The organism is Paenibacillus sp. J22P15 (genome assembly GCF_056269345.1).
The window spans coordinates 13,690-38,627 of the sequence record NZ_JBWDNT010000032.1; the positions used below are offsets into that span (position 1 = coordinate 13,690).

A 24,938-nucleotide genomic window follows, 5' to 3' on the forward strand; every position below is an offset into this window, starting at 1 on the left:
AGTTAGTCGTATCAACCTGTTCTTTTTGTTGAACTAAACATTCCTGTTGAGGCTAAGAAATAGCCTTTGTCAAAAAAGGAGCACCTCGGTATGATGGGTTTGTCCAATACACCATCAAGGAGGCACTCTTACTATGAAGTTTAAGCAATCAGACGTACAAAATCAACGGATTGAACGAATTACCACCTCGCATCTTGTCGTAGGGATCGACATGGCCAAAGAAACGCATGTCGCACAAGCTACGAATTTCCGAGGGATCGTGGTTTCCAAACGACATCTCTCATTCTCAAATAGCATTGAAGGCTTTGAAAAATTGAGTCGCTGGATGACGGAGTTACAGCAGAAACACCGACTAAAGAAGCTCATCATCGGCATGGAGCCAACCGGACATTACTGGTTTAACCTGGCCAACTGGTTAGCAGATAAGGAATTACACGTGGTTATGGTTAACCCTGCTACGACGAAGCGCAATAAAGAAAATCGAGATAATAGCCCATCAAAGAACGACCCCAAAGATGCACTTATCATCGCAGATTCAGTAAGTCGGGGCTTCTACTATGAGTACACGCGTCAATCGCTTGTGTTTCAACGCTTACGGACCATAATGAGTGATCGCGAATTCTGGGTGTCGAACAGAGTACGCCTGCAGAATCGAATCATTCGCTGGCTGGACATTCGCTTTCCTGAGTATCCGTCCGTATTCAAAGACTGGACCTGTAAGCGATCATTGGCGACCCTCAAGACATTCCCTTGCCCACAGGATTTAGAGACGTATGCAATACCGGATGTAATCAGTGCTTGGAGAACTCATATGCAGCGCGCTGGGGGTTCTACGGGGATTGAGAAGGCTGCACAGCTCATCGCTCATGCTAAACGCAGTGTTGGAGATCGAACCGCTGTAGAAGAATCGAAGGCAGATTTAATACGGCTAATTGAAGAATATGAACGAGTTACAACCATGCTTGAACAGATTGAAAAGGACATCGAATCCCTGCTTTCTGAGATTCCAATGGCACAGCAGCTTCGCACCATAAAGGGTCTTGGTAAGATCTTCACCGCAGCCATACTAGCAGGCACAGGCATGGACGTCAGGTATTACGGAAGGCTGGCCTGAATTTGGCTGAAAGTACGTCAGGAAAGCGAAAAGGACGAATTGTTCTTTCGAAACGAGGAGACTCATCCCTGCGAAAATATCTCTATCTCGCGACGGTTTAGCTCGTTTGGAATAATCCCGTGTTCCGTCATCTGCATGATCATAATGTGCAAGAAAAGAAGATGAAAAAGCAGCAATCCATATTTAAGTTAATAGGAAAGCTGGCACGAATTCTAGTTGGTATTGTTCAACGGGGAGAAAAGTTCACGCCAGAAAAAACTGTCCTGAGCTGGACAGAAGCAGCTTAATCTAAGCAGCATCACGTATATTGACTCATTCGCAGGATTTCACAAAGAAAGCACGGAGGACCGAGTTCGTTACCCAAAAGGGCTCTGACCCATCCGCTAAACGCTATCGGTCTCCACACCTTGGACAGGTATAACGAAGGAATGTAAGGTGCAGTAGAGACAGTCTGGGGAATATTTCCCGAGAGTTCCTCTATTTCCGCATGCCCAACCTACCACCTCAACCGGCATCAACTGCGTTGCTTCCTGAGATGGATGTGATCCAAGGTGACGAAATCCTGCGAATGAGTGAGTATATGTAAGATAAACCCTTAAAACCGAGGGACGGGTAACGTTAGTTGAATGAAAAACAGCAGCAGCCAGGAATTTTTCCAAGGCTTCTGCTGTTGCTGCGTCTGCGATTCGAACATTTATTGTGTTCTTTTTTGTAATTCTTGATAATTCGCATTTTGAACTACTGTTACTCCTGGACTTTGTATTGTTTTTATTTTTGTATGAGTACTGTAGTTCACGGCTACAAATGCGCTAACAAATAGAGAAGCAATTAAAAATGTGTATGTTATTGTTTTTGGGATTTTGGTTTCTCTTTTCGCTAATATAACAATACACATAGTACTAATTAGCAGAAATAACAGCATGATTCTTTAATCTCCTTTCGTACTGGAAACGTAGATCTTATTTTACATGCTATTATATTCAATAGAAAGGTAGCTAATACAATTTAAATTCATAATTTGCTCCAATTATACCAACCTCCGCATTCAACTAACGGGAAACGATAGTTAAACGATCTTGGTATTACGTTGAGATATCAAAGACTTTGAATTGATAAGTTGTACTGTGTATAGGAAAATCAACACTGTTAATTATAATGTACTAACGAATTTGCGCATCTAGAGATGATCTCTACGATGATCTATAAAATGTATCCAATCCAATATGCAACCTTTAATATGTGCAAAAATGGGGGAAAAAATTGCAGTTTAAGCTACTGTCCCTTTTCCCTTTATAGTGCCGTAGCCGAAGTAGAACCTCATGGGCGGCATGATGTAATAAGGGACGTGAGTACTTATACATCGGTTTTATAATAAAATCCTTTATTGATTAATAAATAGACCACAACAGTCAAAAGAGAGGTTTCTCGGGATTCTAAATTGAATTCTGAGAAGCCTTTTTTTGTGTGTGACAGGGTACGCAAAAATAATATATATCTTAGTTATGGATGTAATGGTATTCAGCTCTTAATAACCTAAATCTTCTATCAGCATCTGATAAGAGATTCACAAAAAAACACATACACTTGAAAAAAAAATACATGTTGGTTCAATAGAATGTTCTATTAAGATAATGTAAGCGTAATTAAAAACCAAATCAAAAGGGGTTACGAGGAGGATGGTTATGAAAAAAGCTTTATATTGTTACTAGTTTGATGCTAAGCATGAGCATGTTTGCTGGGTGCGGAGGGAAGGAGAATAACGCTAATCCACCAAGCACGGCTCTAGGCGATGCATCCGGTGTACCGAGAACGCTGGTAAAAGATAAAGGACTTCTTAATCTGACAGAGGTATTTAACGAGCAGGTTCCAGGCCTTGAACCATACACAGGCACAAACACAATTTTTGAAAGGGGTTGCATTATTTATCCCTTGCGGAACTTGGCTTGAAGGTGAAATGAAGGATATTGTTCCAGCAGACTTTGAAAAATCTAATTGATGGAGGCAACAAGACAAATGAAAAAAAAACCAAGAAGGTTTCGTAAGCAAGTAATTGTTTCAGCCTTGGCTTTGGCCATGATGGTTACCCAAGCAATGCCTGGCGTGAGTGCTGCTTACAGTGGAGAAGTACAGGCTGTTGAAGTGCAAACAGAACAATCAGTTGTTCTTCAAGATGAAATGGAATCTAATGAGAATAGTGTTATTACTGCTTATGAAACGATTGAATCTGATGAGATGCAAGTTACTCTCGATCATAACTTTCCAAGTATTGAGAAATACGTCTGGTTAGATGGTAATAAAACGATATATGGTCAAGATTCACCGATTAATGAAGTGCTCATTAATGAAAAATCTTATACACCTACAGTTGCATTTACGAAAGTAGGGGAGGATAGTGCTTCGTACCATTTGACCTTTGATGACATTAAAGTAGAGATGGATATGGAGTTTAAGGTTGTTGACAATACGGTTAACTTCAAGATTACTAATATTAATGATCCAAACAAAGTGGTATATAATATTCAGATTCCGGATCATAATCTGCTATCGGTAAAAAGTACACAAAAGGGAGCAGCATTTGCAGGATCCAGAATGCATACAGCAAGGTCAGGATCTGGTGACACGTTTGCTTCTGTTGAAGGTACGCCAGAGGTTGATCAAGTCGCTAAAAATTACATGTATGCCATGGTAAACACCGATGAACTCGCTGGTGGCGTATGGACGAATGCAGTTGTGGATGCATCTGACAAGGCAGACACGGATAATAATAGACTAAAGAAACAGACAGTTATTAAACAAGGTTACTATCAAACCGGTCTGTGGAGTACAGGCTGGACCTATCGGATCGAAGGATGGGATGAAACAGAGCCGCTTCCAGAAGCAAAGATTGCGATTACTCCTGATGCCAATGGAGATGGAATTGTAAATTGGCAAGATGGTGCTGTCGCATACAGAAGCATCATGAACAATCCTTTTGGATCAGAATTGATCCCAGAGATGGTTGTACAACGTATTCCTACTAACTTTGGAAGTACGACAGCACAGCCATTCTTGAGAACACTTGATGAAACGAAGAGATTGTATCTCGCCACAGATGGATTGGGGCAACAGGTCATTCTAAAAGGTTATCAATCAGAAGGACATGATTCGGCTCATCCAGATTACGGTGGCAATATCGGCCCGCGGATTGGTGGAGTTAAGGATATAAATACGCTTGTGAATGAAGGCTCAAAGTATAATGCCAATTTTGGTGTTCACATTAATGCACAAGAAGCTTATCCAGAAGCCAAAAACTTCTCTGAAGAGCTGGTGTACAAAAACAGTTTAGGCTGGGATTGGCTTGACGCATCCTACATAATTAATAAACGTCTAGACGGTACTAGTGGTAATAGATTAGATCGTTTGGAAAAATTGAAAGAAGAAGTGCCAGGTCTTAAGATGATATACCTCGATGTTTGGTATGACAAAGGATGGAATGGTCGCAAGATTGCACGTGAAGTCAATTCGTTGGGTTGGATTTTTTCTACAGAATTTATGGATTCTGCAGAATGGGATTCGGTTTGGAGCCATTGGGCAGTTGAACATAATTATGGTGGAAATAGTATAAAGGGATACAATAGTAAGATTGCTAGATTTTTGAGAAACCATCAGAAGGATACTTGGCTCGACCGAGATACTCTTCTGGGTGGAACAGAATTTGTATCTTTTGAGGGCTGGAGTAACGCTAAAGATATTGACAAAAATATCAAGATGACATTTGATACGAATTTACCGACGAAGTTTTTACAACATTATCCAATTATGAAGTGGGAAGACGATACTATTCAATTCCAAGACAATGTGCAAGTGTCTACAGCAACTGGTGAACGTGTCATTCAAAAGGATGGTATTGTTTTGTTGAAAGGCAATGCTTATCTGCTGCCATGGACGATTAAAGATGAAGAAGAGAAGCTTTATCATTGGAATAGAGATGGTGGTTCTACAACTTGGACATTGTCAAACGATTGGGCAAATCTTGGTACTGTTAATGTATATAAATTGACAGATAAGGGTCGCGTGTTTGTTGAAGAGGCTGATGTTACTGATGGACAAGTGACATTGAATGCTGATGCAGAAACAACTTATGTTGTTTATAAGGGTGAACCTAATACAATATCTAATGTCGATGCAGTGAAATTTGGTGAAGGAACGTACCTGAAAGATCCTAGTTTTGATCGAGGAACATTGGATAGCGTCTGGAATGTAGACGGAAGTGGTGCAACTATAGAACGTAATAACTTCGGTCAACATGAACTAGTTATTGATGAGGGCGATGGAGCAACTGTTAGTCAGACCATTACTGGGCTTACTCCAGGAACGTATTATGCAACTGCCCATGTGCAAACGTCGACCTCTTCATCCAGCGAAGGACGTAAAGCTTATATTGGAATTAAAGATATTACTGGTATGGATGAAGTGAGTAATTATATCGATCATTCCTATTGGATGAATAATACAGTGCAAGACGCTAAGGTTGGTACGTATATGACGAAGATGCCAGTTATATTTGAAGTACCAGAAGGGCAAACTACGGCGACTCTATATCTGAAAGCAGACAAGGGAATAGACAAAGTTTTCTTTGATGATGTGCGAGTAATTAAGATTCAAAAACAAGAAAATCCAACTGAAGCTTACTTTGTTCAGGACTTTGAAAATGTTCCAGATGGTTGGTATCCATTTGTACGCGGAACTGTGGATCAAGGAGCACAGACTCATTTATCTGAGTTACATCAGCCTTATACCCAAAAAGGTTGGAATGGTAAGAAAATCGATGATGTGATTACTGGCAATTGGTCGATGAAGTCGCATCATGAAGCTGAGGGGCTTCTGTATCAAACCTTGCCACAAACACTTCGTTTCGAACCAAACAAGGTTTACAAAGTATCTTTCAATTATGAGAATGAGGCAGATAAAGCAATTAGTTTTGTTGTTGGAGACATGAACACAGAAGTGAAGAGCAAGGAGCTTCCAGCAGCAACTGAGCCAACACGGTTTTCCTATGCGTTTCAAACTGGAACATCAGAACAAACTTGGATTGGCATTCAAAAAACACGATCTGTTAGTGGAGATTTTGTATTGGATGATCTGGTTGTAGAGGAAATCGAATATTCAGGTGAACTTCCAATTGCACCTCAGAATCTTAAAGCATCGAATGAGATTGGACAAGAGGGGCAATATGTCGAACTGAATTGGGATGAGGTAGATGGTTCAGATTTTGGAATAGATTCTTATAAAATATACAGAGATGGTAATCTAATAGGAACAAGTAAAACTACTAGCTACAAAGATTACAACATTCAAGATTTAGCGCAGTATTCATATAGCGTTTCGGCTCTAAACGATTTCAATGTTGAAGGAGACAAGAGTAAAGGAGTTAGCATAACTACGGACCCTGATACCATATCCCCTAAAGTTGAAAATATTAACATTATAGACGAAAACACTCTAGCCGTTATTTTCAGTGAAGCTGTAGATAAAGAAAGTGCTGAGTTGGTGAGCAATTATAGTATTAGTAAAGGTCTATCCGTTAATTCTGCAACATTAGAAAATGATAATAAAACAGTAAAACTCATTGTTGATTACATTAATCCTATTCGTAAATATATACTATCCATAAAAGGGATCAAGGATATTGCGAAATCTCCTAACATTATTGAAGGTACAGTTAATATAGGCTTTAGTTGGATTGGAGAAATCCAATATGAAGCAGAAAAATGGTACTCAACTAAAGGGGGGACAGGTGTAATCCAACAAGATGACGCTTCAGGCGGGGCACTAGTATGGATTAACGATTATAATAGGGACGATTCCGGTTTTACTTACAAAATTGAGGAGTCTGCAACAGATATCATTATTCGGCATTCAAATATTAGCGCAAAGGATCGGTTACTAGATTTCTACGTAAACGGTGAACCTGTGTTAGAAAATGTACATTTTCCTACTACTGGACCAAGAGTTAACGGTTTATTGACGTTTGATTTATTATCACTCAAATTGAACCTGAAAAAAGGAGACCTTTTAACACTTAAGGCGCCTGTAGGGGAAGATGCGGCAATGATTGATTATTTCAAAACAGAATTTAATCAAGAAGAAGAGGAGTACAGCGTAAACACCAATCAAGTAGATAACGGAAATATCACAGTATCCAAAAATGTAGTTGAAGGTAAAGTGTTAGCAGGAGAAGATGTAACCTTTACTTTCACACCAAATCAAGGCTACCAAGTGAAGAGTGCAACCGTAAATGGAGTAACAGTCACATTGGTAGATGGCAAGTACACAGAACCAAAAATACAAAGTGATTTAACAGTAACAGCTGAGTTTGAGGAGATTGGTGTGCCTCCAGTAGACAAAACCGCACCAATATGGTCTCCGGAAGCAAAATTATCTGCAACAAATGTTGGCAAGACTAGCCTTACGCTTTCATGGACAGTAGCAACGGATGATACGGGTGTAACAAGCTATAAGGTTTACAAGAATGGTATTGAATTAACTACATTACCAGCTGGTATTACTAGCCATAAAGTCAGTGGCCTTTCAACTGACACGACGTATACCTTTAAAGTTGAAGCAGGTGATGCAGCAGGAAATTGGAGCGTGGATGGTCCGAGTGTAACGGTGACGACTGAAGCTAACTCTTCAGGCGGCGGTGACTGGACACCAACACCAGATCCAACACCAACACCAGATCCTAAACCAACGCCAACACCTAAGCCAATAGATCTGTCAGATATTGCAGATCATTGGGCAAAGGCCTCCATTGCAAAATCAGTTGAACTTGGTTTTGTGAGTGGCTATGAAGATGGAACTTTCAGACCGAATCGTACTGTAACACGTGGTGAGTTTTCAGCCATGTTAGCTAGAGCGCTGAAATTGGAACAAGTTAATACTGAGTTTGGATTTGCAGATCAAGCCAAAACACCAGTATGGGCAAAGCCATTCATTCATGCACTCGCTAATGAAGGTTACATTTCAGGTTATGAAGATGGAACATTCCGTGCGAATAATGAGATTACCAGAAGTGAATTAGTTGTTATTATTGTTCGTGCACTTGGTCTTGAAGTAAATCCAAATGCAGTTCTAACGTTTAAAGATGCAGATCAAGTCCAAGCATGGGCTAAGCCTTATGTAGCGGCAGCAGCAGAAGCAGGCTTAATTAAGGGGAATGGAGATGGCAAATTTAATCCTAATGCTTCATCAACTAGAGCTGAAGCAGTCACTTTGATTCTAGCTATGCTAAACAATAGATAGTGAACGCTTTTGTACAACGCACCGCCATATAAAGCGGTGCGTTGTATTTTTGTCGTACCAGTTAATTTTTTTTTAATCTGTTCAATGTATTTTGTAACTTATCTATCTGATCATCCTTGGACACAGCGTCTAATCGCTCCAGTTGTGTCTCCGACTTCAGCAGGATTGGAATCGTCCATCTTCATATTGGCCTTTACATCCTCAAGATATTGTTCCAACTTATCAACGTATTGAGAGAAACTCGCGTAGAATACTTTTTCGAATAGCTCCAACCTAATTAGACCAGTGAAGTCGACTTTTCCAATCCGCGATGATGGTGCCTTGGTCAGTGGCCTCGGTCTTAAACTGTCTTGGAGCGCCTGATGGCTTTTTGCTCGTCTTTGAAACTTTGGTTTTTCCGAAAACGACTGTTTATTCGTATGTCTGCACCTTGGCAAGCATTTTTTTAAGTTCGGGTCTATTAATGTCTTGAGAAGAACCCACCTCAGAGAACACTTCGAATGTCCAATCGTTCTTTACGCACATTTCAATAAGAATGCTAAGCTGTCTTTGTAACTAGATTTAAGCTGGACGGAATTCCGGGGATCGACTGAATTAATTCATACTTTTCAATTTCTTCAGCCAGAGCATCTATGTTCTGTTCCAATTCCTCTCGGGATCAAGTCCCACGGGCAGTTATACGCGGCAGCCAACCGCAACTAATTGCTCCTTATTGACGTATAAACTGACTAATCAAACTAAATTTTTATATAATCAAAATTAGAGAATACAAGAATCATGCTCCAATTCAAGCTAAGCGTGATGGAGCGGTTAAACAGCGGTGAACGGAGAGTGAGCAGCCTTGAAAATAAAGGTCATTATTGCCGATGACAATCCCTTTGTTCGAGAAGGCATGAGGATCATCTTGACTACCTTCGATGAATTCGAGGTATTGGCATCGGTTCAGGATGGTCAAGAAGCCGTAGATTTCTGCCGGCAGAACGAAGTAGACGTGGCACTGCTCGATGTGCAGATGCCCCATATGAACGGCGTGGAGGCGACCAAGCTGATCTCCGAGCTGACAGGAACCAAAGCGCTAATCCTGACCACTTTTGATGACGAGGCATTTATTCTTGATGCGATAAGGAGCGGAGCGAAGGGGTATCTGCTGAAGAATAATGATCCGGAGCGAATTCGCGATGCCATTATCACAATATACAATGGACATAATGTGCTGCAGGATGCAGTGCTGGATAAGCTGAAATCTAGTTTGCTCGCGGACAAGGATAAAGATAAGAAGACGGATAGAGGCAGTAAAATCGATAGAAGCTTATTCACCGATAGAGAGTACGACATTATGTCCCTCATCGCAAAAGGACTTTCGAATCGTGAAATCTCGAAGAAGCTGTTCATCTCAGAAGGCACGATTGCCAATCACATTACTTCAATTTTAGGAAAAAAAGGTCTAACGCATCGTACACAAATCGCGATTTATTTTCTAACCGGGGAAGTGGATTAAATGACGGAGAGGGCAACCCCTATAGAACTCTGGACAATGGGAATAAAAGCGATTTTCTTAAGCTATGTGGTCATTCAATCCTATGTATCTGTAGGTTCTATTTCACCATGGTATACGTTGTCCATCCTCCTCTACCTGTGTTTGAATATTTCCATTTATATCGCTAAAAAGGTTAGTACCACGACGATCGTGCTTTTGCTGTCCATGCTGGTTATCGCAGCGTCCTCGTTATACATTCAACCCTTATTTTTACTCCTATTCCCTCTGAACATATACGAACTGTTCGCTATATACCTGTGTAAACGCGGAATTATTCTATTTCTTATGCTGGTTCCGCTTTTACTGCTGTCTCAAGAATCTCAAGCCATCTTGATTATATATGGTCTCGTTTCGATGCTAAGTTTTCTCTACTACCTCTTGCTAAACACCTACATAAGCAAAATTGCAGACCTCAAAGAGGACATAGAAAATAGAAACGAACATATCCAGCAGTTAACAAAGAGTCTAAATGAGAATAAAGAATATATTAGACAGTCCGATTATACAATTAAGCTGGAGGAGCGGAACAGACTGTCCCAGGAAATTCATGATAAAATCGGACATTCGATGACAGGTGCATTGATCCAGATGGAAGCCTCGAAGCGCTTGTTCACCTCCGATCCTAACAAGTCGGCGGAGCTGCTGCAGAATGCTATTCACATCTCCAAGGACGGAATTGAGACCATTCGCCTTGTGCTTAAGAATTTGAAACCGCCGACAGAGCAGCTAGGGATGAATCGGATGAAATTATTCATTGATGAATTTTCAGCGAAGCATACGATCAGGACCTCTCTCACTTATGAAGGAAATGTCGACATCATTACTCCAATCCAGTGGAAGGTCATTCAGGAGAACACCCAGGAAGCGTTGACCAATGCCATGAAGTATTCAAACGCTACTTTCGTCTCCATCCATATCGTGGTATTGAGAACCTTAATCAAGGTCGAAGTATCGGACAACGGCAAAGGAGAGCAGAAGGTGATAAAAGGTTTGGGAATAATCGGCATGGAAGAACGGGCAGCAAGCGTAAATGGTACGATTATCTTCGATGGCTCAAGAGGCTTCAGTGTCACTACATTAATTCCTCACGGATAAGATGAGATTTACGATGATTAGATAGGAAGATTCTCAGGGGTTAAGGATGAACTTGTGCACTGTCACAGGGGCATCCTTTTTTATTACAATTACATTATCCTAAAGACGAAACGGGAGAGTGTTACGGATGAACGTACTTGAAATTAAGCAGCTTACGAAGAAGTTTGGGGATTTTATTGCCGTGGATAATATCACGATGTCTGTAAAGGAAGGCGAGATATTTGGATTTCTAGGTGCGAATGGAGCAGGGAAAAGCACTGCCATCAATATGATTGCCTCATTGCTCCGGGTTTCCAAAGGCGAAATCGAAGTTCTTGGCAAGAGTATAGCTAAGCATAGCAAATTTGCGAAGATGAACATCGGGATCGTGCCGCAGGAAATGGCTATTTATGAGGATATGACCGCTTATGAAAACGTTCATTTTTTTGCCGGATTATACGGACTCAGAGGGGCGGAGTTAAAGGAGCGGGTCATTGAAGCACTAGCATTCGTAGGTCTTGGCGATAAGCACAAAAACTATCCCAAAAACTTCTCAGGCGGCATGAAACGAAGATTAAATATAGCCTGTGCAATTGCCCATCGGCCAAAGCTGCTCATTATGGATGAGCCAACGGTGGGAATCGATCCGCAATCTCGCAATTATATTCTTGGTTCTGTGAAGAAATTGAATCAAATGGGCTGCACGATCATTTACACGAGCCATTATATGGAGGAGGTCGAGGAGATCTGTACAAGAATCGCCATTATCGACCACGGCAAGATCATCGCGGAAGGAACAAAAGGTCAATTAAAGGCCATCATTACGAATCAGAAAAATATAGGTATCGAGGTTCGTTCGGCAGAAAATCTGGATAAGAACAAACTGGAGGGAATTGCAGGCGTTAACCGGGTTGAAGTGGAGGATCGAATCGTTAAGATCACCTCTGATTCCGAGGTCAATAATTTGAACCGGATCATCCAGCAGTTGATGGCGGACGATATTGAAATACGTTCAGTGGAAGAAAATGAACCTAGTTTGGAGACGGTGTTCTTGACATTGACAGGCAGAAGCCTGCGGGACTGATAAGAAAGAAGGGATAAGGAGGCGAAGGGGAAATGAATGTATTCAGAATAATGCTCAAAGAGTTAAAGGTTATCCGCGATCCCAAGATGCTTTTGTTCTTGGTGGTTTCTCCGCTATTAACCATGCTTATTTTGGGAACGGCGCTTACGAATGCTTTTAACGGCAGTTTAACGGTTGAAGAAGAGATCAACGTACTTTATAAGAATAATAGCTCATCGAGTGAGTTCTCTAAATATTGGGACGACTTCACGGGGCAGATGCGTCAAGTCGGCATTAAACTCGAGAAAGCAGACGAGAAGACGGATGGGAAGATAGAAGTGAAGAACAACCGCTATGCGGGTTACGTCGAGATTTCGGACAATGGGCTGGAGTATTACAGCAGTAGTCAAAGCTTGATTGAAAGCGATATTGCTAAGAGTGTGCTTACAGCTTTTGCAGATCGTTACCGATTGGCTGCTGAAGTATCAGGTACAGACTCGGAGCAAGCGGTTGCGATCATGGCCGGAAGCGGCGGTGAAAGCTATGTAGTCGAGGAGTCGCTGAATGCCACAAGAAAACCTGGTGCTATGGACTATTTCGCTATAGCGATTACGACAATGATTATTTTATATAGCGCCTTAACAGCCGCACAATTAATAGACAGTGAACGCAAAAGGAACACAGCTGTTCGATTACTTGCTTCACCAGTGACGAAAATCGAAATTTTCGCGGGTAAATTAGCGGGGCTTGTCATGCTTAATTTAATACTAACAATTGTCGTAGTGCTCATCAGTAAATACATGTTTAATGCCTATTGGGGAGAAAATTTGGGTCTCGTGTTTCTAACGCTCTTTACTGAAATCATTTTCGCTGTGAGCTTAGGACTCGGATTTAGTTATATCATTAAGGGAAACGCATCAGGCACTGTTGTTATGATTATCATCCAATTGGCCGCATTTCTCGGCGGTTCATACTTCCCGGTCGAGGAGGCTACTGGAATCATGGCAACCCTCTCTTCTCTTTCTCCGCTGCAATGGTCCAATGCAGCACTTATAGAAATGATATACGCAGGTAGTCTGTCAGCAACAGTTAACGCCATGCTGTTAAATATCGGCTTCGCGGTCGTCTTGCTTGGTATCGCATTAACGATGATGCGTAGAAAGGAGGGGTTGTAACAATGAGAGACACGTTATGGCTAATCAGGAGGACATTTATTTCTACCTTTAAAAATTATTTGAATTTATTTATATACTTCGTCTTTCCAGTTATGGGAATCCTGCTCGCGACACTAGTCCAAGGAGGCTCGGGAGAAACCGATTTGAGAATGGGCATTGTTAATTATGATGGACGTCAGACGATAACACAGGGTGTTATCGATTCGGTGGACAGACAGGATTCCATGCTTGTAAGTGAGATTAAGGAGAATGAGATAAAAGAGCTGATTGCTGCTGGCGAGCTGGATGCAGCAATTATCCTTCCCGCAGGTTTCGCACAGAGCCTGATTGACGGCAAGCCCGCAAATGTTAAGATCGTATCCATTAAGGGGGCGCAGGTTACCGGACATGTGAAAGCATCCTTGGATCAACATATTAACAATATGGCTTCGATCGGCAAGGTGGTTAAAGGAGATAAGGCTAAGTTTGATACCCTGTATGAGGGATATCAAAAAACAGACTTCAGATTATCAGCTGAGAAAGTAGAGGATCAATCCGTAAATTATAACAAAACCAATCAATCAATAGGTTACTTGCTTGTCCTCATGCTGGTGTCGGCTTCGAATTTATCCGGAATTCTTATTAAGGAAAGAGAGAATAGAACCTATTATCGCCTATTATCTTCTCCGATCAATCCTAGAACCTATGTCTTATCTAATATCATCGTTAATTTGACTATGATGATGCTGCAGATTGCAGTGACACTGTTGATTATGATAACTATTTTTCATGTCGATCCGGGTATTCCTTATTGGAGCATGTTCCTAATTCTTGTGTTATTTGCTCTGGTGGCAATAGGGTTATCGCTTGTAATCGTGGCATTTTCCAGCAGCTCTTCTACAGCCAGCGGCATGCAGAATATGATCCTCATTCCTAGCAGCTTATTGTCCGGATGTATGTTCCCGCTTGTGTTAATGCCGGAATCCATGCAGCAGCTCGCGCACTTTCTTCCCCAGTATTGGTTGTTGGATACCTTCAGCGATCTACAACAAGGGGTATCCCTTGGGGAATTATCCTTGAACTTGATCATTTTGATTGCTTTTTCTGTGGCCTTATCTTTAATAGCCGTCTATAAGTTTGGCAGGAATAATGATACTCGAAGCTATATTTAAGAAAATAAGCTAATCCCATATTTTAAATTTTGGGAATCAACGGGACACGATAGCTCAATAAGCACGAAGAGACGGCAGCCGGTGAAGTGGTTGTCGTTTTCTCAACTGGTAGGATAATTGAAGAAGGGTAAGATCTATTTTTCTAAGTATTAGATACAGCTGTTATAAGTCCAAGAATTTTGAGTATAACCACATACGCTATAAATGAGGGGATGGTGGACAAGATGTTAAGATCATCTCACATCATTCTCTGCCGTAGCTTAAAGGCGATGTTCCTGCATCGCCCTTTTTTAATGTGAGTAAAATAAAGAAATCAGTCGAAAATATCAATAATTGAAGTCCTTATGTTTGTTCAACGGGGCAGGAAAGTTAAAAGAACTATTCCTAGTCGAGCGAATTAGTAAGACAAGTAAAAAAGCAGTATGTGTCCTTTACAATCAATTCGACAAAGAATGTAATAATCTATCATTTTGTGAGACATGAAGCGATAACATGCGTAACAGAGCTGATTTATAATAGATAAAGAAATCAAATGAAGCAGCAAAAGGGAGACGTTGAAATGCGTTTAGTATCTGGGCACCTTAAACGCAAGGAGTCATTGGTGCAACCGTCCCAGAATGAATGGGGGACATAGGATTATGGAACTTGTAAAATCAGAGAATAATCATGACTTGGATTTGGAATGGGTAGCCCTAATAAAAAGCGCGCGATCAATGGGGTTTACGAAAGAAGACGTGCGTAAAGTTTTTCTGTGCCTTCAGGAAAGTGATAAGGATGACACTCAAGAAACGTCTGTTTAATAACAAATAAAACGTTATTCACGCTTGATTTTCCACTTATTAAATTCCAAAAATTGTTTAAACTATTCCTTGCTGACACCAGAAGCCGCAGCCTCTCTTACCAATTCGGACCATTCATGTTCAAGATGATCAACCTTTTGCTCACACTGGTCAATTTTTAAAAATTCTTCAACTGTAACCTTCAATACATCGCTTACCTTTTCGAGAAACTGAATCGAAGGATTTTGTTGAAGCCCTCGTTCAATGGAGCTTAAATAAGATTTCGCGGCACCGGCTCTTTTAGAGAGCTCGGTCAGTGATAAGCCATTTCTCTTGCGTTGCATCTTAATACATTCTCCTGTGAGGGAGATAACTATGTTTGGCCCCGTAATACACTGGTCTGACTAGCAGTATATTACTAAAAGTTTTAATTACGATCTTTCTTTCTATGCAAAAGGCTGACCCTGAGTCATCTCCGATGACTTTAGGGACAGCCCCGTTCCGTTATGCTTCGTCTTCTTCATCATCTTCCGACTCGTCTACGAAAAGAGTAAGAATTGATGGTAACGGTAGAAGTCCCGCGGCTACTGCTTTTACTTCTTCAGCATATTCCTTTTTGATTAAATGTTTCAGCGGTTGTTCGACACTATTGAAATACTTAAACGCTTCCCTCGCCATTTCATCCCATTCCTGAGAGAAATACAAATAATCATCCGCTCTCACTCTTGTCCGAGATGTTCCTTCCTCATGCACGCATTCAAAATCTTCATCCTCTCCAACAATTCCATAATCACATGTCAATTGTTCCCCAGGGTGTATATCTCTTTCAGCTAAATTAAATTCAAATACCGTATCGATACAGGTCGGATGGAAGCTATGATTCATGTATTTTGCATGGTCCCAATGTAAAATATAATACTCACCGTCGTCACTTAAATAAGAATATTTATCCACCACTCTCCGCCGAAGTTCATCAAGGGATTCAACGAAATCCTTCTTTAATGTCATTTCTAAGTCATCCGAAATCCAAGTTATGGTTCCTTTTGGAATAAATTTTGTGGCAACAATGCCGACACCTATCACATCGTTGATAAAGCGGAGTTCTGTATCCGGATGCATCATGATTGTGAGTTCATCCTCCTTTTTAGTACTGAAATATAATATTCATTCTTAAAAAGGAGGGACACGTTCATAAAACTATTTTCGGTAAAGATCGGGACCAAAAAAGGCAATAATCCCTCAAACTACAGCTGATTGCCCAAAAATTTGCGTTATTTATGGTACGGTTCCCCCCGGTTTCACCGCTTGGTGAACCGTATTATTTGTCATTACGCTAACGGGACATGATAGCGAACTGTTAGCTCCGAGGTAAAGAAACAAAGTGATGAAGAAACTGATGTAGACGAAGGCGACGAGTTAGCGCCGGATAGCTTTTTTGATGAAAGATCTGATTTGGAAATCCTCGATGTAAAGGTAGATATTAAGAAAGAGCTTTATGAGGTGATTACATTTTCAAAACCATTGTGGTTTACAGATAATAAATTTGCTTTAGTACATAGAGAATTCGCTCGTATTAAACCGCCTTCATTTAGTTATAGTTGGCGTTCAACTAACGGGTAACGTTAGTTCAATGAAGGACTCTATACAAAGATAAAGGAGCTGCCGCGGCAGCTCCTTTTGCATCTATGTCCGATACTCTATCTTTTAATTACAGTTAGGGAGCTTTCACAAACACAGGTACAATTCTGGTACTTTTCATTTTATTGGTGATTATCGCTTGGCTGCATGAGATTTGGCTAATAAAGTGAAACATTCTGTCGACGATTCCTTATATTCAGAATGTTTATATTCCTCCTAACACTTTTCCCGATGGGCCCAATCTATGGGCCTTCTTCTTGTTTAGTGCATTTATCATTTCCGTGGCAACATGCTCACAAAATAAGCGATTTTGTACATATGTAGGTGATAGGCGTTAAGCTAACGGGCAGCATTCCTATTATGAAGAAATACGAGGATTGAGAAATAAAAAGACTCCTTGGTAATGCAAAGAGCTCAATGACAATTCTCCGACGAAGAATGACATGACGGGAGATACGCTGTACCAAGCCTTCCTCAGGGCATTTATGCAGAACTGAGGGAAGCGATGAAAATTCGCGAACACCTGACGACTGACCTTTGTGTTGTGCAAGATATGGACATCAACTCTACGAAATTGATCACTCTCAGGAATGAAAGAAACAAAAAGCAATAGTTAAGTTCAAAAAAAGAAAGATTAACAAAAAAATAATTCGCCAATAATATACGGTTTACAATCGAGATTTATGATTGGGTTGGTCGGAGGCACAGTGGATGGAAATCCGCAATCGCTAGAAGCAGGCTGTTCAGTATTTATTAGAGTTTGAGAAGAGTCAGGTTTAGCAGAGTAGATTTATGAAAGGTGGATTCAATATGGCAGAGAAAGCGCTCAAATTTAATCAAGAAGGTACATTTAAGATTGTTCAGTTTACGGATGTCCATTGGACCTGTGGTGGTGAGCTGGATTTGCGCACGCAATCATTAATGGAAGAAGTAATCAGATCGGAGTCTCCGGATCTTATTGTTTTTACAGGTGATATCATCTACAGCGATTACTGTGAAAATCCGAAGCTTGCCTTTCTGCAGGCTGTGTCCTGTGCTGAAAATGCCGAGGTTCCATGGGCGGCCGTTTTTGGCAACCATGATTCGGAGAAAGGAATAACCCGTCTGGAGCTCATGGAGCTGCAGCAAACCTGTAAATTTTGCCTTTCTGAGGCAGGACCTGAGCACATTGACGGCATCGGAAATTATTTTATACAAGTCCATGGATTACAAGGAAATCCTGAAGCTGCCCTCATCTTTCTCGATTCAGGCAGCTATGCACCGGCGCCGTTGGAAGGGTACGACTGGATCCGGCGAAGCCAAATAGACTGGTATGTACAGAATTCCAAAAAGCTTACCGAAGAGAATGGAGCTCCATTGCCCTCCTTGGCGTTTTTTCACATTCCACTTCCGGAATACATAGAAGTTTGGAATGAGCAAATATGCCACGGAGTCAAATACGAAGATATCGTTCCCCCAAAAATCAATTCTGGATTTGGCACCGCGATGCTTGAACAGGGAGATGTGATAGGGACCTTTGTGGGACACGACCATATTAACGATTTTTATGGAGATTGGCATGGGATTCGTTTATGTTATGGCAGAAGTACTGGCTTTAATACTTATGGAAAAAGCGGGTTTTCCCGAGGGGCAAGAATCATCCGCCTTAGAGAGGGGGTCAGGAATTTCGAGACATGGCTTCGTTTGGAAGACAATACAGTTGAATTGGCGCAGCCTGTCCATCATCCTGAAGCAGGGAATTCCAATAATGCCGAACCGCCTGGATCCTCTGGCTTTGAAGGTATCACCCCCCCGGAACAGTGGCTGGATGCGGCATTTGCCGAACAAGGCCTTGGGCTTCTAGCTCAATTTCTGAAATCCTACTACATGAATAGTAACATCGAGGAAAGAGAACGAGTTTTACAGACAAAGGAGCGAATTGAGGGTTTTCTGTTGCTGCTCCAGCAAGCCGCTCCCAAAGATACGAGAATCATGAGCATGTTTGCGGATTTTTATCACAGGCATGGATCTTTTGCCGAAGCCGGATTCTGGTACGGTTGTTTATTGGAGCAGGAGCCGCAGCATACCGTTTCCGCGGAATTGGCTGAATTGGTTTACAAATTGGCTCCGGAGCTGAATCTGGTGGAGAGCGAGCCATTTGCTCTGCAGGATTGCGTAGCGGTCATCCACCCAGAAATGCCGCTGATTGCGTATCATTTGTTCTGGGAGAATGACGGGAATTCCCCAAATGATGGTATGTCTTATGATCATGAAATTATATGGGTCGGATATGACCCGCAAACGTTGGAGCTTTCTGGGATATGGTCTTATTTCCATGAATACATCATCGCTACAAAGGCTGCTTTAACCGAAGCCCTTGAGCATCAGAATCGACCTCAAGCCTATGTGCAATGGGGAATTCACGGTACATTTTTGGCTGGCGGGCTTAATGCCCTTACTGTGACTTGGAAAGACAGTGCGTCCTCAATAACCCATACAGGTATGGACGCAATGGAGCGTATGTTCCATGATGCTAAAAAAGGAGGTACGTGGAGTAAAAACTCATTAAGGCAGGGTTGTGTCAAATGTTTTGCTGGGGAGTTTTCTGACTATATCCGTTTTTCGAAGAAATTGGATACTCGTGCATACCTTGATAAACAGAAACGAATCTTCAAATCCAGATGGGCTAATGCCGTTTTAAGCCAGAGCGCGTTGACCTACAACGCCGCTCCGAAGCTTGAATGGCCCGAAGAAGCTTTAGAAAGAAGCACGCAACTGTGAAAAATTGACCTCCGTGAGGGAAAAAGGAACAAAAAACAATAAATTAGTTAAACAAGTGAAACATTAACAAAAAAACAATTCGTACCTAACATTCAGTTTACAATCGAGATTTATGATTGATCTGTGGCCCAGTAGCCTATAACTTCAGTAAGCGGGAGGGAATGTCATCACATGTCGGCTATTCATCTAGACAAGGTATCCAAAACGTACCCGAATGGAAAAACCGTTATCGACTCCTTACAGCTCGAAATTCGGGATCGCTCTTTTACCGTATTGGTAGGCCCTTCGGGATGTGGAAAAACGACAGCACTGCGGCTAATTGCCGGTCTGGAGGAAGTTACCAGCGGCGAGATTCGCATTGGAGAGTGCAATGTCACGAAGGCAGAGCCCGGCGACCGTGGTATCGCTATGGTTTTTCAAAACTACGCGATTTATCCGCACATGACCGTCGTCAAAAATATCGAGTTCGGTCTGAAAAACCAAGGGCTTCCCAAAGATGAGATCAAGCGGCGCGTGGAGCATGTGGTGAATTTGGTCGGACTCCAGGACTACATAAACGCCAAGCCGTCTATGCTTTCGGGAGGACAAAGGCAGCGGATTGCATTATCCAGAGCAATCTCGAAACAACCAGAGGTTTTTCTAATGGATGAACCACTGTCCAATTTGGACGCCAAGCTGCGCAATCAGATGCGAAGTGAGCTGATCCAGTTGCACCGCAATTTGCAATCGACGTTTGTTTTCGTTACTCACGATCAGGTGGAAGCGATGACGATGGGGACCGATATCGTTATTTTCAATGAGGGAAAGGTGATGCAGAGCGGCACTCCGAAGCAAGTATACAATGATCCGGATAATGTTTTTGTCGCTACATTCATCGGTGAACCCGGCATGAACATTGTTCCGCTTCCGAATATTTGTCTGCTCGGCTTTCGTCCCCAAAAGGTCAAGTTGATGAAACCGGCACAATTTCAAGGTATTGTCCTGTCCGGGAGTATCGTCTTGAGGGAATCTTTGGGGTTGGAGACTTTGTACCATGTGTCGACAAGCTTGGGTAAGATCGTTATGAAATCCGAGGAGGATAGAGACTTTGGTGACCGTGTGAAGGTATACGTTAGGGATGAGGACTTGTTTTACTTCGATGAGGCGAGTGAACAGCGTATCCGGGATGTTCAGCAAATCAGGTTTGAGTTGCATTCGATTTCTAATCTGGAGGGCGTATATGTGGAAAATGAGCATCAGGTTCATACAACAGCTCTTTAATAGAATCATCAGAAATCCGTATGTACTAATTGCCCCGGCCATCATTCTCGTTTGCTTATTTTCCATCTATCCGCTCTTGTTCGCGATCAAAGTCAGTTTCTTGAATTGGGACATTGTGACGGACACTCAAAGCTTCGTTGGATTCGATAATTATACTAATATTTTGAATGATCCCGTGTTTGCAAAGGTGCTGAAAAATACGCTGGTTTACACACTTTTTACGGTCGTGTTCGGTTTGGTGTTTGCAGTACTCATTGGTATTCTACTGCAAAAGAATACGGTATTGGATAATTTCGTTCAGAGCATCATTTTTACACCCCATATTATTTCGTTCGTATCCGTAACGATCATGTGGATGTGGCTGCTGGATCCGCAAATGGGCATCATCAATTATGTGTTGAAAATGGTGGGACTTGAGCCGTTAAAATGGATGATGAGTCCGGATACATCCCTCTTATCGATTATAATGGTCTCGATTTGGAAAGGGCTCGGATTCAATGTAATGATTATCGTCGCTGGGCTGCAAAGTATACCCAAATACATTTACGAGGCTGCTAAGCTGGATAATTCCAGCAAATGGACGACAATGTTCCGGATCACGCTTCCGATGCTTTCACCGACGCTGTTGTTTCTATTAATTACTTCGATAATAGGATCGTTTAGCTCGTTCGATATCGTCAGCCTGATGACCAAGGGAGGACCGCAGAACTCCTCCAATCTATTCGTGCATTGGATTTATCAAACCGGTTTTTTGAAATTCCAACTCGGTAAAGCGATGGCTGGTTCCATCTTGTTCTTAATCATCATTGGTATCATCTCACTAGCTAACTATTTATTTTTCTCTAAGAAAGTCCATTATCAGTAAAGGGAGGAACAAAGATCACAATGAAACAGACTGTTTTTGTATTGCGTATCTTGCTGCTTATTGCTTTGGTCCTCGTGTTTATCTTCCCTTTTCTCTGGATGATCAGCACTTCCTTGAAAACCTATGTGGAGTCTATTCAATTTCCACCGGCATTGCTGCCTGAGAAGCCGCAGTTTTCCAATTACGCGGCGGCGTGGGAACAAGTCCGGTTTCTCCATTACGGGCTGAATTCTGTCATCGTCACAAGTCTTACTGTGATCGGACAATTACTCGTCTGTATACCTGCCGCATATGCATTTGCCAAAAAAAAGTTTAAGTTATCCGGATTGTTTTTTGGACTTATTCTAATCGACTTGATGCTGCCAGCACAAGTGACCTTCGTTCCGATTTATGTCCTGTTGAGCAATTTCGGATGGATCGACACCTACCAGGGTATGATCGTTCCATTCACGTATTCATCGTTCACCATCTTCTTTATGACACAGGCATTTAAGCAAATCTCGGACGAGATAATTGACGCAGCGAAATTAGACAAGGCATCTGAGTTGCAAATCATAACACGTATTATGCTCCCGATGGCCAAGCCGTTCGTGTTTACGGTAATGTTGATCACATGTATTTCGAAATGGAATGATTACTTCTGGACATTGATTCTAACCAATTCCGAAGCGGTGCGGACACTGCCGATCGCGGTCAAAAGCTTACTGGACGTCGGCGACGGGGTAACCCTATGGAACATTGCAATGGCGGGCAATATGTTACTCATGGCTCCTGTTGTCATTCTTTATTTATTGGCAAACCGTTTCATCAAAAATGCTTTTGTTTACGGAGGAATTAAATAGTTATTCACAAATAAGGACCACATTTAAGGAGGAGTTTTTAACATGAGACGATCTTTGAAAAATACGGTATTTATTCTCTTCTGTGTAGCAATCATTTTTGTGGCTGGATGCGGTGGAAGCAAGGAATCACCAACTAATAATAATGCTGGCGGACAAACAACTGCGAGCAGCCAAGAGAAAGTCGTCGTCGATATGTGGTCAATCTTTGATGTTAGCAATGGTAATGGCAAGGCTCTAGTCGATGCCGCTGAAAAGTTCAACGAATTACATCCGGATGTGAAAGTTACCATCTTCGGACAAGGCGGCTACGACGGAGTAGCCGAGAAGCTGGAGGCGGCACTCGTTGCGAAGAACACGCCGGTTATTGCCCAAATTGAGGAATCCTTCCTCACCCGCTATCACCCGGTGGCTGCTGATCTGAGCAAATATATGCCCCAGGAGACAATCGACAATTATATCGAAGGTTTGACTCGCTCCAGCTACGTCGACGGGGTGTTCAAAGCCGCTCCGATGAATCGCAGCACACCGATAATGTACATAAACGCCGATTTGTTCAAGGCAGCCGGAATTCCGGTGGAAGCGCCGAAGACGTGGGATCAGCTCCAAGAATATGCCAAAAAATTGAGTGATCCAGCCAAGGGGATTTACGGATTTTCCTCCCATTGGGACAGCGATGCGTGGTTCTGGGAGTCTGCAGTGTATTCCTATGGCGGTGAAATCGTGAGTGAAGACGGTTCGAAGGTACTGTTTGACAATGACATGGGTTCGGGAATCGTCGAGCTGTGGCAGAGCATGGTTAAGGAAAATGTCATGTTTAACCCTTATGGCGCGCAAGGCAGCCAATCCGAGCTTATTAAGAAGAAATTTTTCGAAGGCAAAATAGCGATGATAATGGATTCAGTCGGATCACTTGGACCGGTATTTAAGGAAGCAGAAGCTAGCGGGTTTGAAGTGCAAGCTGCGTATCAGCCGTATAAAGAGAAAAATTCGGTCGTGACAGGCGGAGCTAACTTGATCATTCTGGATAGCGCGACGGAAGCACAGAAGAAAGCGGCGGGACAATTTATAGAGTATTTGTCGAATGATGAATTCGTAATGTCCTTCTTCCAAAATTCCGGCTATTTGCCGATAACGAAATCTTCGCTGGAAACGGATGAGATGAAAACGCTGCTCGCCGAGAAGCCGCAGTACAAGGTGGCCATTGATCAACTGGAATATGCTCATAAACGCCCGTGGCAAAAAAACTGGAGAGCGATGTATACGTCCATCGTGGAAAACTTGCAGCTTGCAATGATGGACACTACACAAGATCCAAAGCAAATCATTCATAAAGCAGCTGAGGAGTCACAAGCGATCATCAACGAAAATAAATAAGGTGCCTTTCGAGAGGAGCAACGAAATGATTTCAATAAATGGATTTATTGACAATGGAAGCTGGTATAAAGGTAATTTGCACGGGCATTCCACCCTTTCCGACGGCGAACTAACGACCGATCAACTTCGTGAGGCGTACAAACAGAAGGGTTACCATTTTTTCGCCCACTCTGAACATGATTTCTTCTCCAACTTCGAGCACTTAAATGAACCGGATTTCATTACACTTCCGTCCAGTGAAGTGGGAATCAGAATGCCTAAGGGCGATTATCGAATCTTCCATCTCCATGTCATCATGGGGACGGATGAGCATCTTCGCGCAGCGACGCTTGAGCCTTTGACCCATATGCAGCCGATTATATGGCCGGATTTTGTAGGGTACGAAACGGCCCAGCAGTTCATCGACGACATGGTCGCACGCGGTAATATTGTCATGTTTAACCATCCCCACTGGTCGATTGTGGAATGGGAGGATTTGATAGAGCTCGACAATCTGTTTGCGATTGAGGTTTACAATCACTGCTCCGAATGGCAGGAAAACATGGGGAATTCGCGGATTTTGTGGGACAGCCTGCTGCGTAGAGGTAAGAGGCTGTGGGGAACGGCCACTGACGACAATCACAACCGCTTTCCTCTCGACTCGGCTTATAACGACTCGTTTGGAGGATGGGTTGTGGTGAAGGCGGAGGAGCTGACCCGGAACGCCATCGTAGACGCTCTACTTAAAGGCAGTTTCTATTCGTCGACAGGACCAGAAATCTATGATTTCCGTATCGAAGACAACGAGGTTATCTTCGAATGCTCGCCCGTCGAACGCATTTATATGAACGGTGATGGAAGGCAATACCAAATTGAGATTGGCGACAATGTGACCAAGCTTCGCAAAAAGTTGCACGGTAACGAGAAGTATATTAGAATCGAATGTTATGACAAATACGGTAAATTTGCTTATACAAATCCGATTTTTCTGGATTAAGGCACGCATTGCCGATCAAGCCGGAGTGCCGACCGTAGGTGCTCCG

The 24,938-nt window shown here is 42.3% G+C and carries 16 protein-coding genes, 3 pseudogenes and 1 riboswitch; of the genes and pseudogenes, 16 read left to right on the forward strand and 3 right to left on the reverse strand.

Annotated features, from left to right (window positions below; translation table 11 throughout):
* Nucleotides 1–133 precede the first annotated feature (133 nt).
* The 3 genes and pseudogenes from AC0YN6_RS29395 (at nucleotide 134) to AC0YN6_RS29405 (ending at nucleotide 8,398) form a co-directional block, all read left to right on the forward strand.
* Nucleotides 134–1,401, forward strand: a pseudogene (locus tag AC0YN6_RS29395) (IS110 family RNA-guided transposase).
* A 1,586-nt stretch (nucleotides 1,402–2,987) separates the two neighbouring features.
* The gene (locus AC0YN6_RS29400; RefSeq protein ID WP_475751648.1) at nucleotides 2,988–3,110 is read left to right on the forward strand and encodes a hypothetical protein; all 123 of its coding nucleotides are present in this window, start codon (nucleotides 2,988–2,990) and stop codon (nucleotides 3,108–3,110) included.
* A 17-nt stretch (nucleotides 3,111–3,127) separates the two neighbouring features.
* The gene (locus tag AC0YN6_RS29405; protein WP_475751650.1) at nucleotides 3,128–8,398 is read left to right on the forward strand and encodes an endo-alpha-N-acetylgalactosaminidase family protein; all 5,271 of its coding nucleotides are present in this window, start codon (nucleotides 3,128–3,130) and stop codon (nucleotides 8,396–8,398) included.
* A gap of 411 nt (nucleotides 8,399–8,809) precedes the next feature.
* Here the strand turns inward: AC0YN6_RS29405 and AC0YN6_RS29410 are convergent.
* Nucleotides 8,810–8,941: pseudogene (locus AC0YN6_RS29410) on the reverse strand (hypothetical protein); the annotation flags it as partial.
* Nucleotides 8,942–9,239: 298 nt separating this feature from the next.
* Between AC0YN6_RS29410 and AC0YN6_RS29415 the strand changes: the two are divergent.
* The 6 genes from AC0YN6_RS29415 to AC0YN6_RS29440 all read left to right on the forward strand — a co-directional run bounded on the left by AC0YN6_RS29415 (nucleotide 9,240) and on the right by AC0YN6_RS29440 (nucleotide 15,198).
* On the forward strand, nucleotides 9,240–9,896 hold the full coding sequence (locus tag AC0YN6_RS29415) for a response regulator (protein WP_475751652.1): 657 nt from the start codon (nucleotides 9,240–9,242) through the stop codon (nucleotides 9,894–9,896).
* 21 nt (nucleotides 9,897–9,917) lie between these two features.
* Nucleotides 9,918–11,030: a sensor histidine kinase gene (locus tag AC0YN6_RS29420; protein WP_475751691.1), complete on the forward strand. Its 1,113-nt coding sequence runs from the start codon at nucleotides 9,918–9,920 to the stop codon at nucleotides 11,028–11,030.
* 127 nt (nucleotides 11,031–11,157) lie between these two features.
* Nucleotides 11,158–12,093 carry an ABC transporter ATP-binding protein gene (locus AC0YN6_RS29425; protein WP_475751654.1) on the forward strand — a complete coding sequence of 312 codons (936 nt, stop codon included), beginning with the start codon at nucleotides 11,158–11,160 and terminating at the stop codon, nucleotides 12,091–12,093.
* Nucleotides 12,094–12,125: 32 nt separating this feature from the next.
* On the forward strand, nucleotides 12,126–13,247 hold the full coding sequence (locus AC0YN6_RS29430) for an ABC transporter permease (protein ID WP_475751656.1): 1,122 nt from the start codon (nucleotides 12,126–12,128) through the stop codon (nucleotides 13,245–13,247).
* Nucleotides 13,248–13,249: 2 nt separating this feature from the next.
* Nucleotides 13,250–14,398, forward strand: coding sequence for an ABC transporter permease (locus tag AC0YN6_RS29435; RefSeq protein WP_475751658.1), 1,149 nt, complete (start codon nucleotides 13,250–13,252; stop codon nucleotides 14,396–14,398).
* Nucleotides 14,399–14,937: 539 nt separating this feature from the next.
* A riboswitch (cyclic di-GMP riboswitch) is annotated at nucleotides 14,938–15,020 on the forward strand.
* A gap of 16 nt (nucleotides 15,021–15,036) precedes the next feature.
* Nucleotides 15,037–15,198 carry an anti-repressor SinI family protein gene (locus tag AC0YN6_RS29440; protein WP_475751660.1) on the forward strand — a complete coding sequence of 54 codons (162 nt, stop codon included), beginning with the start codon at nucleotides 15,037–15,039 and terminating at the stop codon, nucleotides 15,196–15,198.
* A gap of 62 nt (nucleotides 15,199–15,260) precedes the next feature.
* Here AC0YN6_RS29440 and AC0YN6_RS29445 read toward each other — a convergent pair whose 3' ends face one another.
* Together AC0YN6_RS29445 and AC0YN6_RS29450 are read right to left on the reverse strand one after the other, a co-directional pair.
* Complete coding sequence (locus AC0YN6_RS29445; RefSeq protein WP_475751693.1) at nucleotides 15,261–15,548, reverse strand: helix-turn-helix domain-containing protein; 288 nt, start codon at nucleotides 15,546–15,548, stop codon at nucleotides 15,261–15,263.
* A 133-nt stretch (nucleotides 15,549–15,681) separates the two neighbouring features.
* Nucleotides 15,682–16,299 carry an SET domain-containing protein gene (locus AC0YN6_RS29450; RefSeq protein WP_475751662.1) on the reverse strand — a complete coding sequence of 206 codons (618 nt, stop codon included), beginning with the start codon at nucleotides 16,297–16,299 and terminating at the stop codon, nucleotides 15,682–15,684.
* 923 nt (nucleotides 16,300–17,222) lie between these two features.
* Between AC0YN6_RS29450 and AC0YN6_RS29455 the strand changes: the two are divergent.
* The 7 genes and pseudogenes from AC0YN6_RS29455 to AC0YN6_RS29485 form a co-directional block, all read left to right on the forward strand.
* A pseudogene (locus tag AC0YN6_RS29455) lies at nucleotides 17,223–17,365 on the forward strand (IS110 family transposase); the annotation flags it as partial.
* A 260-nt stretch (nucleotides 17,366–17,625) separates the two neighbouring features.
* Nucleotides 17,626–19,575 carry a metallophosphoesterase family protein gene (locus tag AC0YN6_RS29460; RefSeq protein WP_475751664.1) on the forward strand — a complete coding sequence of 650 codons (1,950 nt, stop codon included), beginning with the start codon at nucleotides 17,626–17,628 and terminating at the stop codon, nucleotides 19,573–19,575.
* Nucleotides 19,576–19,746: 171 nt separating this feature from the next.
* Nucleotides 19,747–20,835, forward strand: coding sequence for an ABC transporter ATP-binding protein (locus AC0YN6_RS29465; RefSeq protein ID WP_475751665.1), 1,089 nt, complete (start codon nucleotides 19,747–19,749; stop codon nucleotides 20,833–20,835).
* Nucleotides 20,795–21,700, forward strand: a complete 906-nt coding sequence (locus AC0YN6_RS29470) for a carbohydrate ABC transporter permease (protein WP_475751667.1) — start codon at nucleotides 20,795–20,797, stop codon at nucleotides 21,698–21,700. Before AC0YN6_RS29465 ends, AC0YN6_RS29470 begins: the two co-directional genes overlap by 41 nt.
* Before the next feature lie 20 nt (nucleotides 21,701–21,720).
* On the forward strand, nucleotides 21,721–22,542 hold the full coding sequence (locus tag AC0YN6_RS29475) for a carbohydrate ABC transporter permease (RefSeq protein ID WP_475751668.1): 822 nt from the start codon (nucleotides 21,721–21,723) through the stop codon (nucleotides 22,540–22,542).
* Nucleotides 22,543–22,584: 42 nt separating this feature from the next.
* The gene (locus AC0YN6_RS29480) at nucleotides 22,585–23,916 is read left to right on the forward strand and encodes an ABC transporter substrate-binding protein (RefSeq protein ID WP_475751669.1); all 1,332 of its coding nucleotides are present in this window, start codon (nucleotides 22,585–22,587) and stop codon (nucleotides 23,914–23,916) included.
* Nucleotides 23,917–23,941: 25 nt separating this feature from the next.
* Nucleotides 23,942–24,892, forward strand: coding sequence for a CehA/McbA family metallohydrolase domain-containing protein (locus AC0YN6_RS29485; protein ID WP_475751671.1), 951 nt, complete (start codon nucleotides 23,942–23,944; stop codon nucleotides 24,890–24,892).
* Nucleotides 24,893–24,938: the final 46 nt, after the last annotated feature.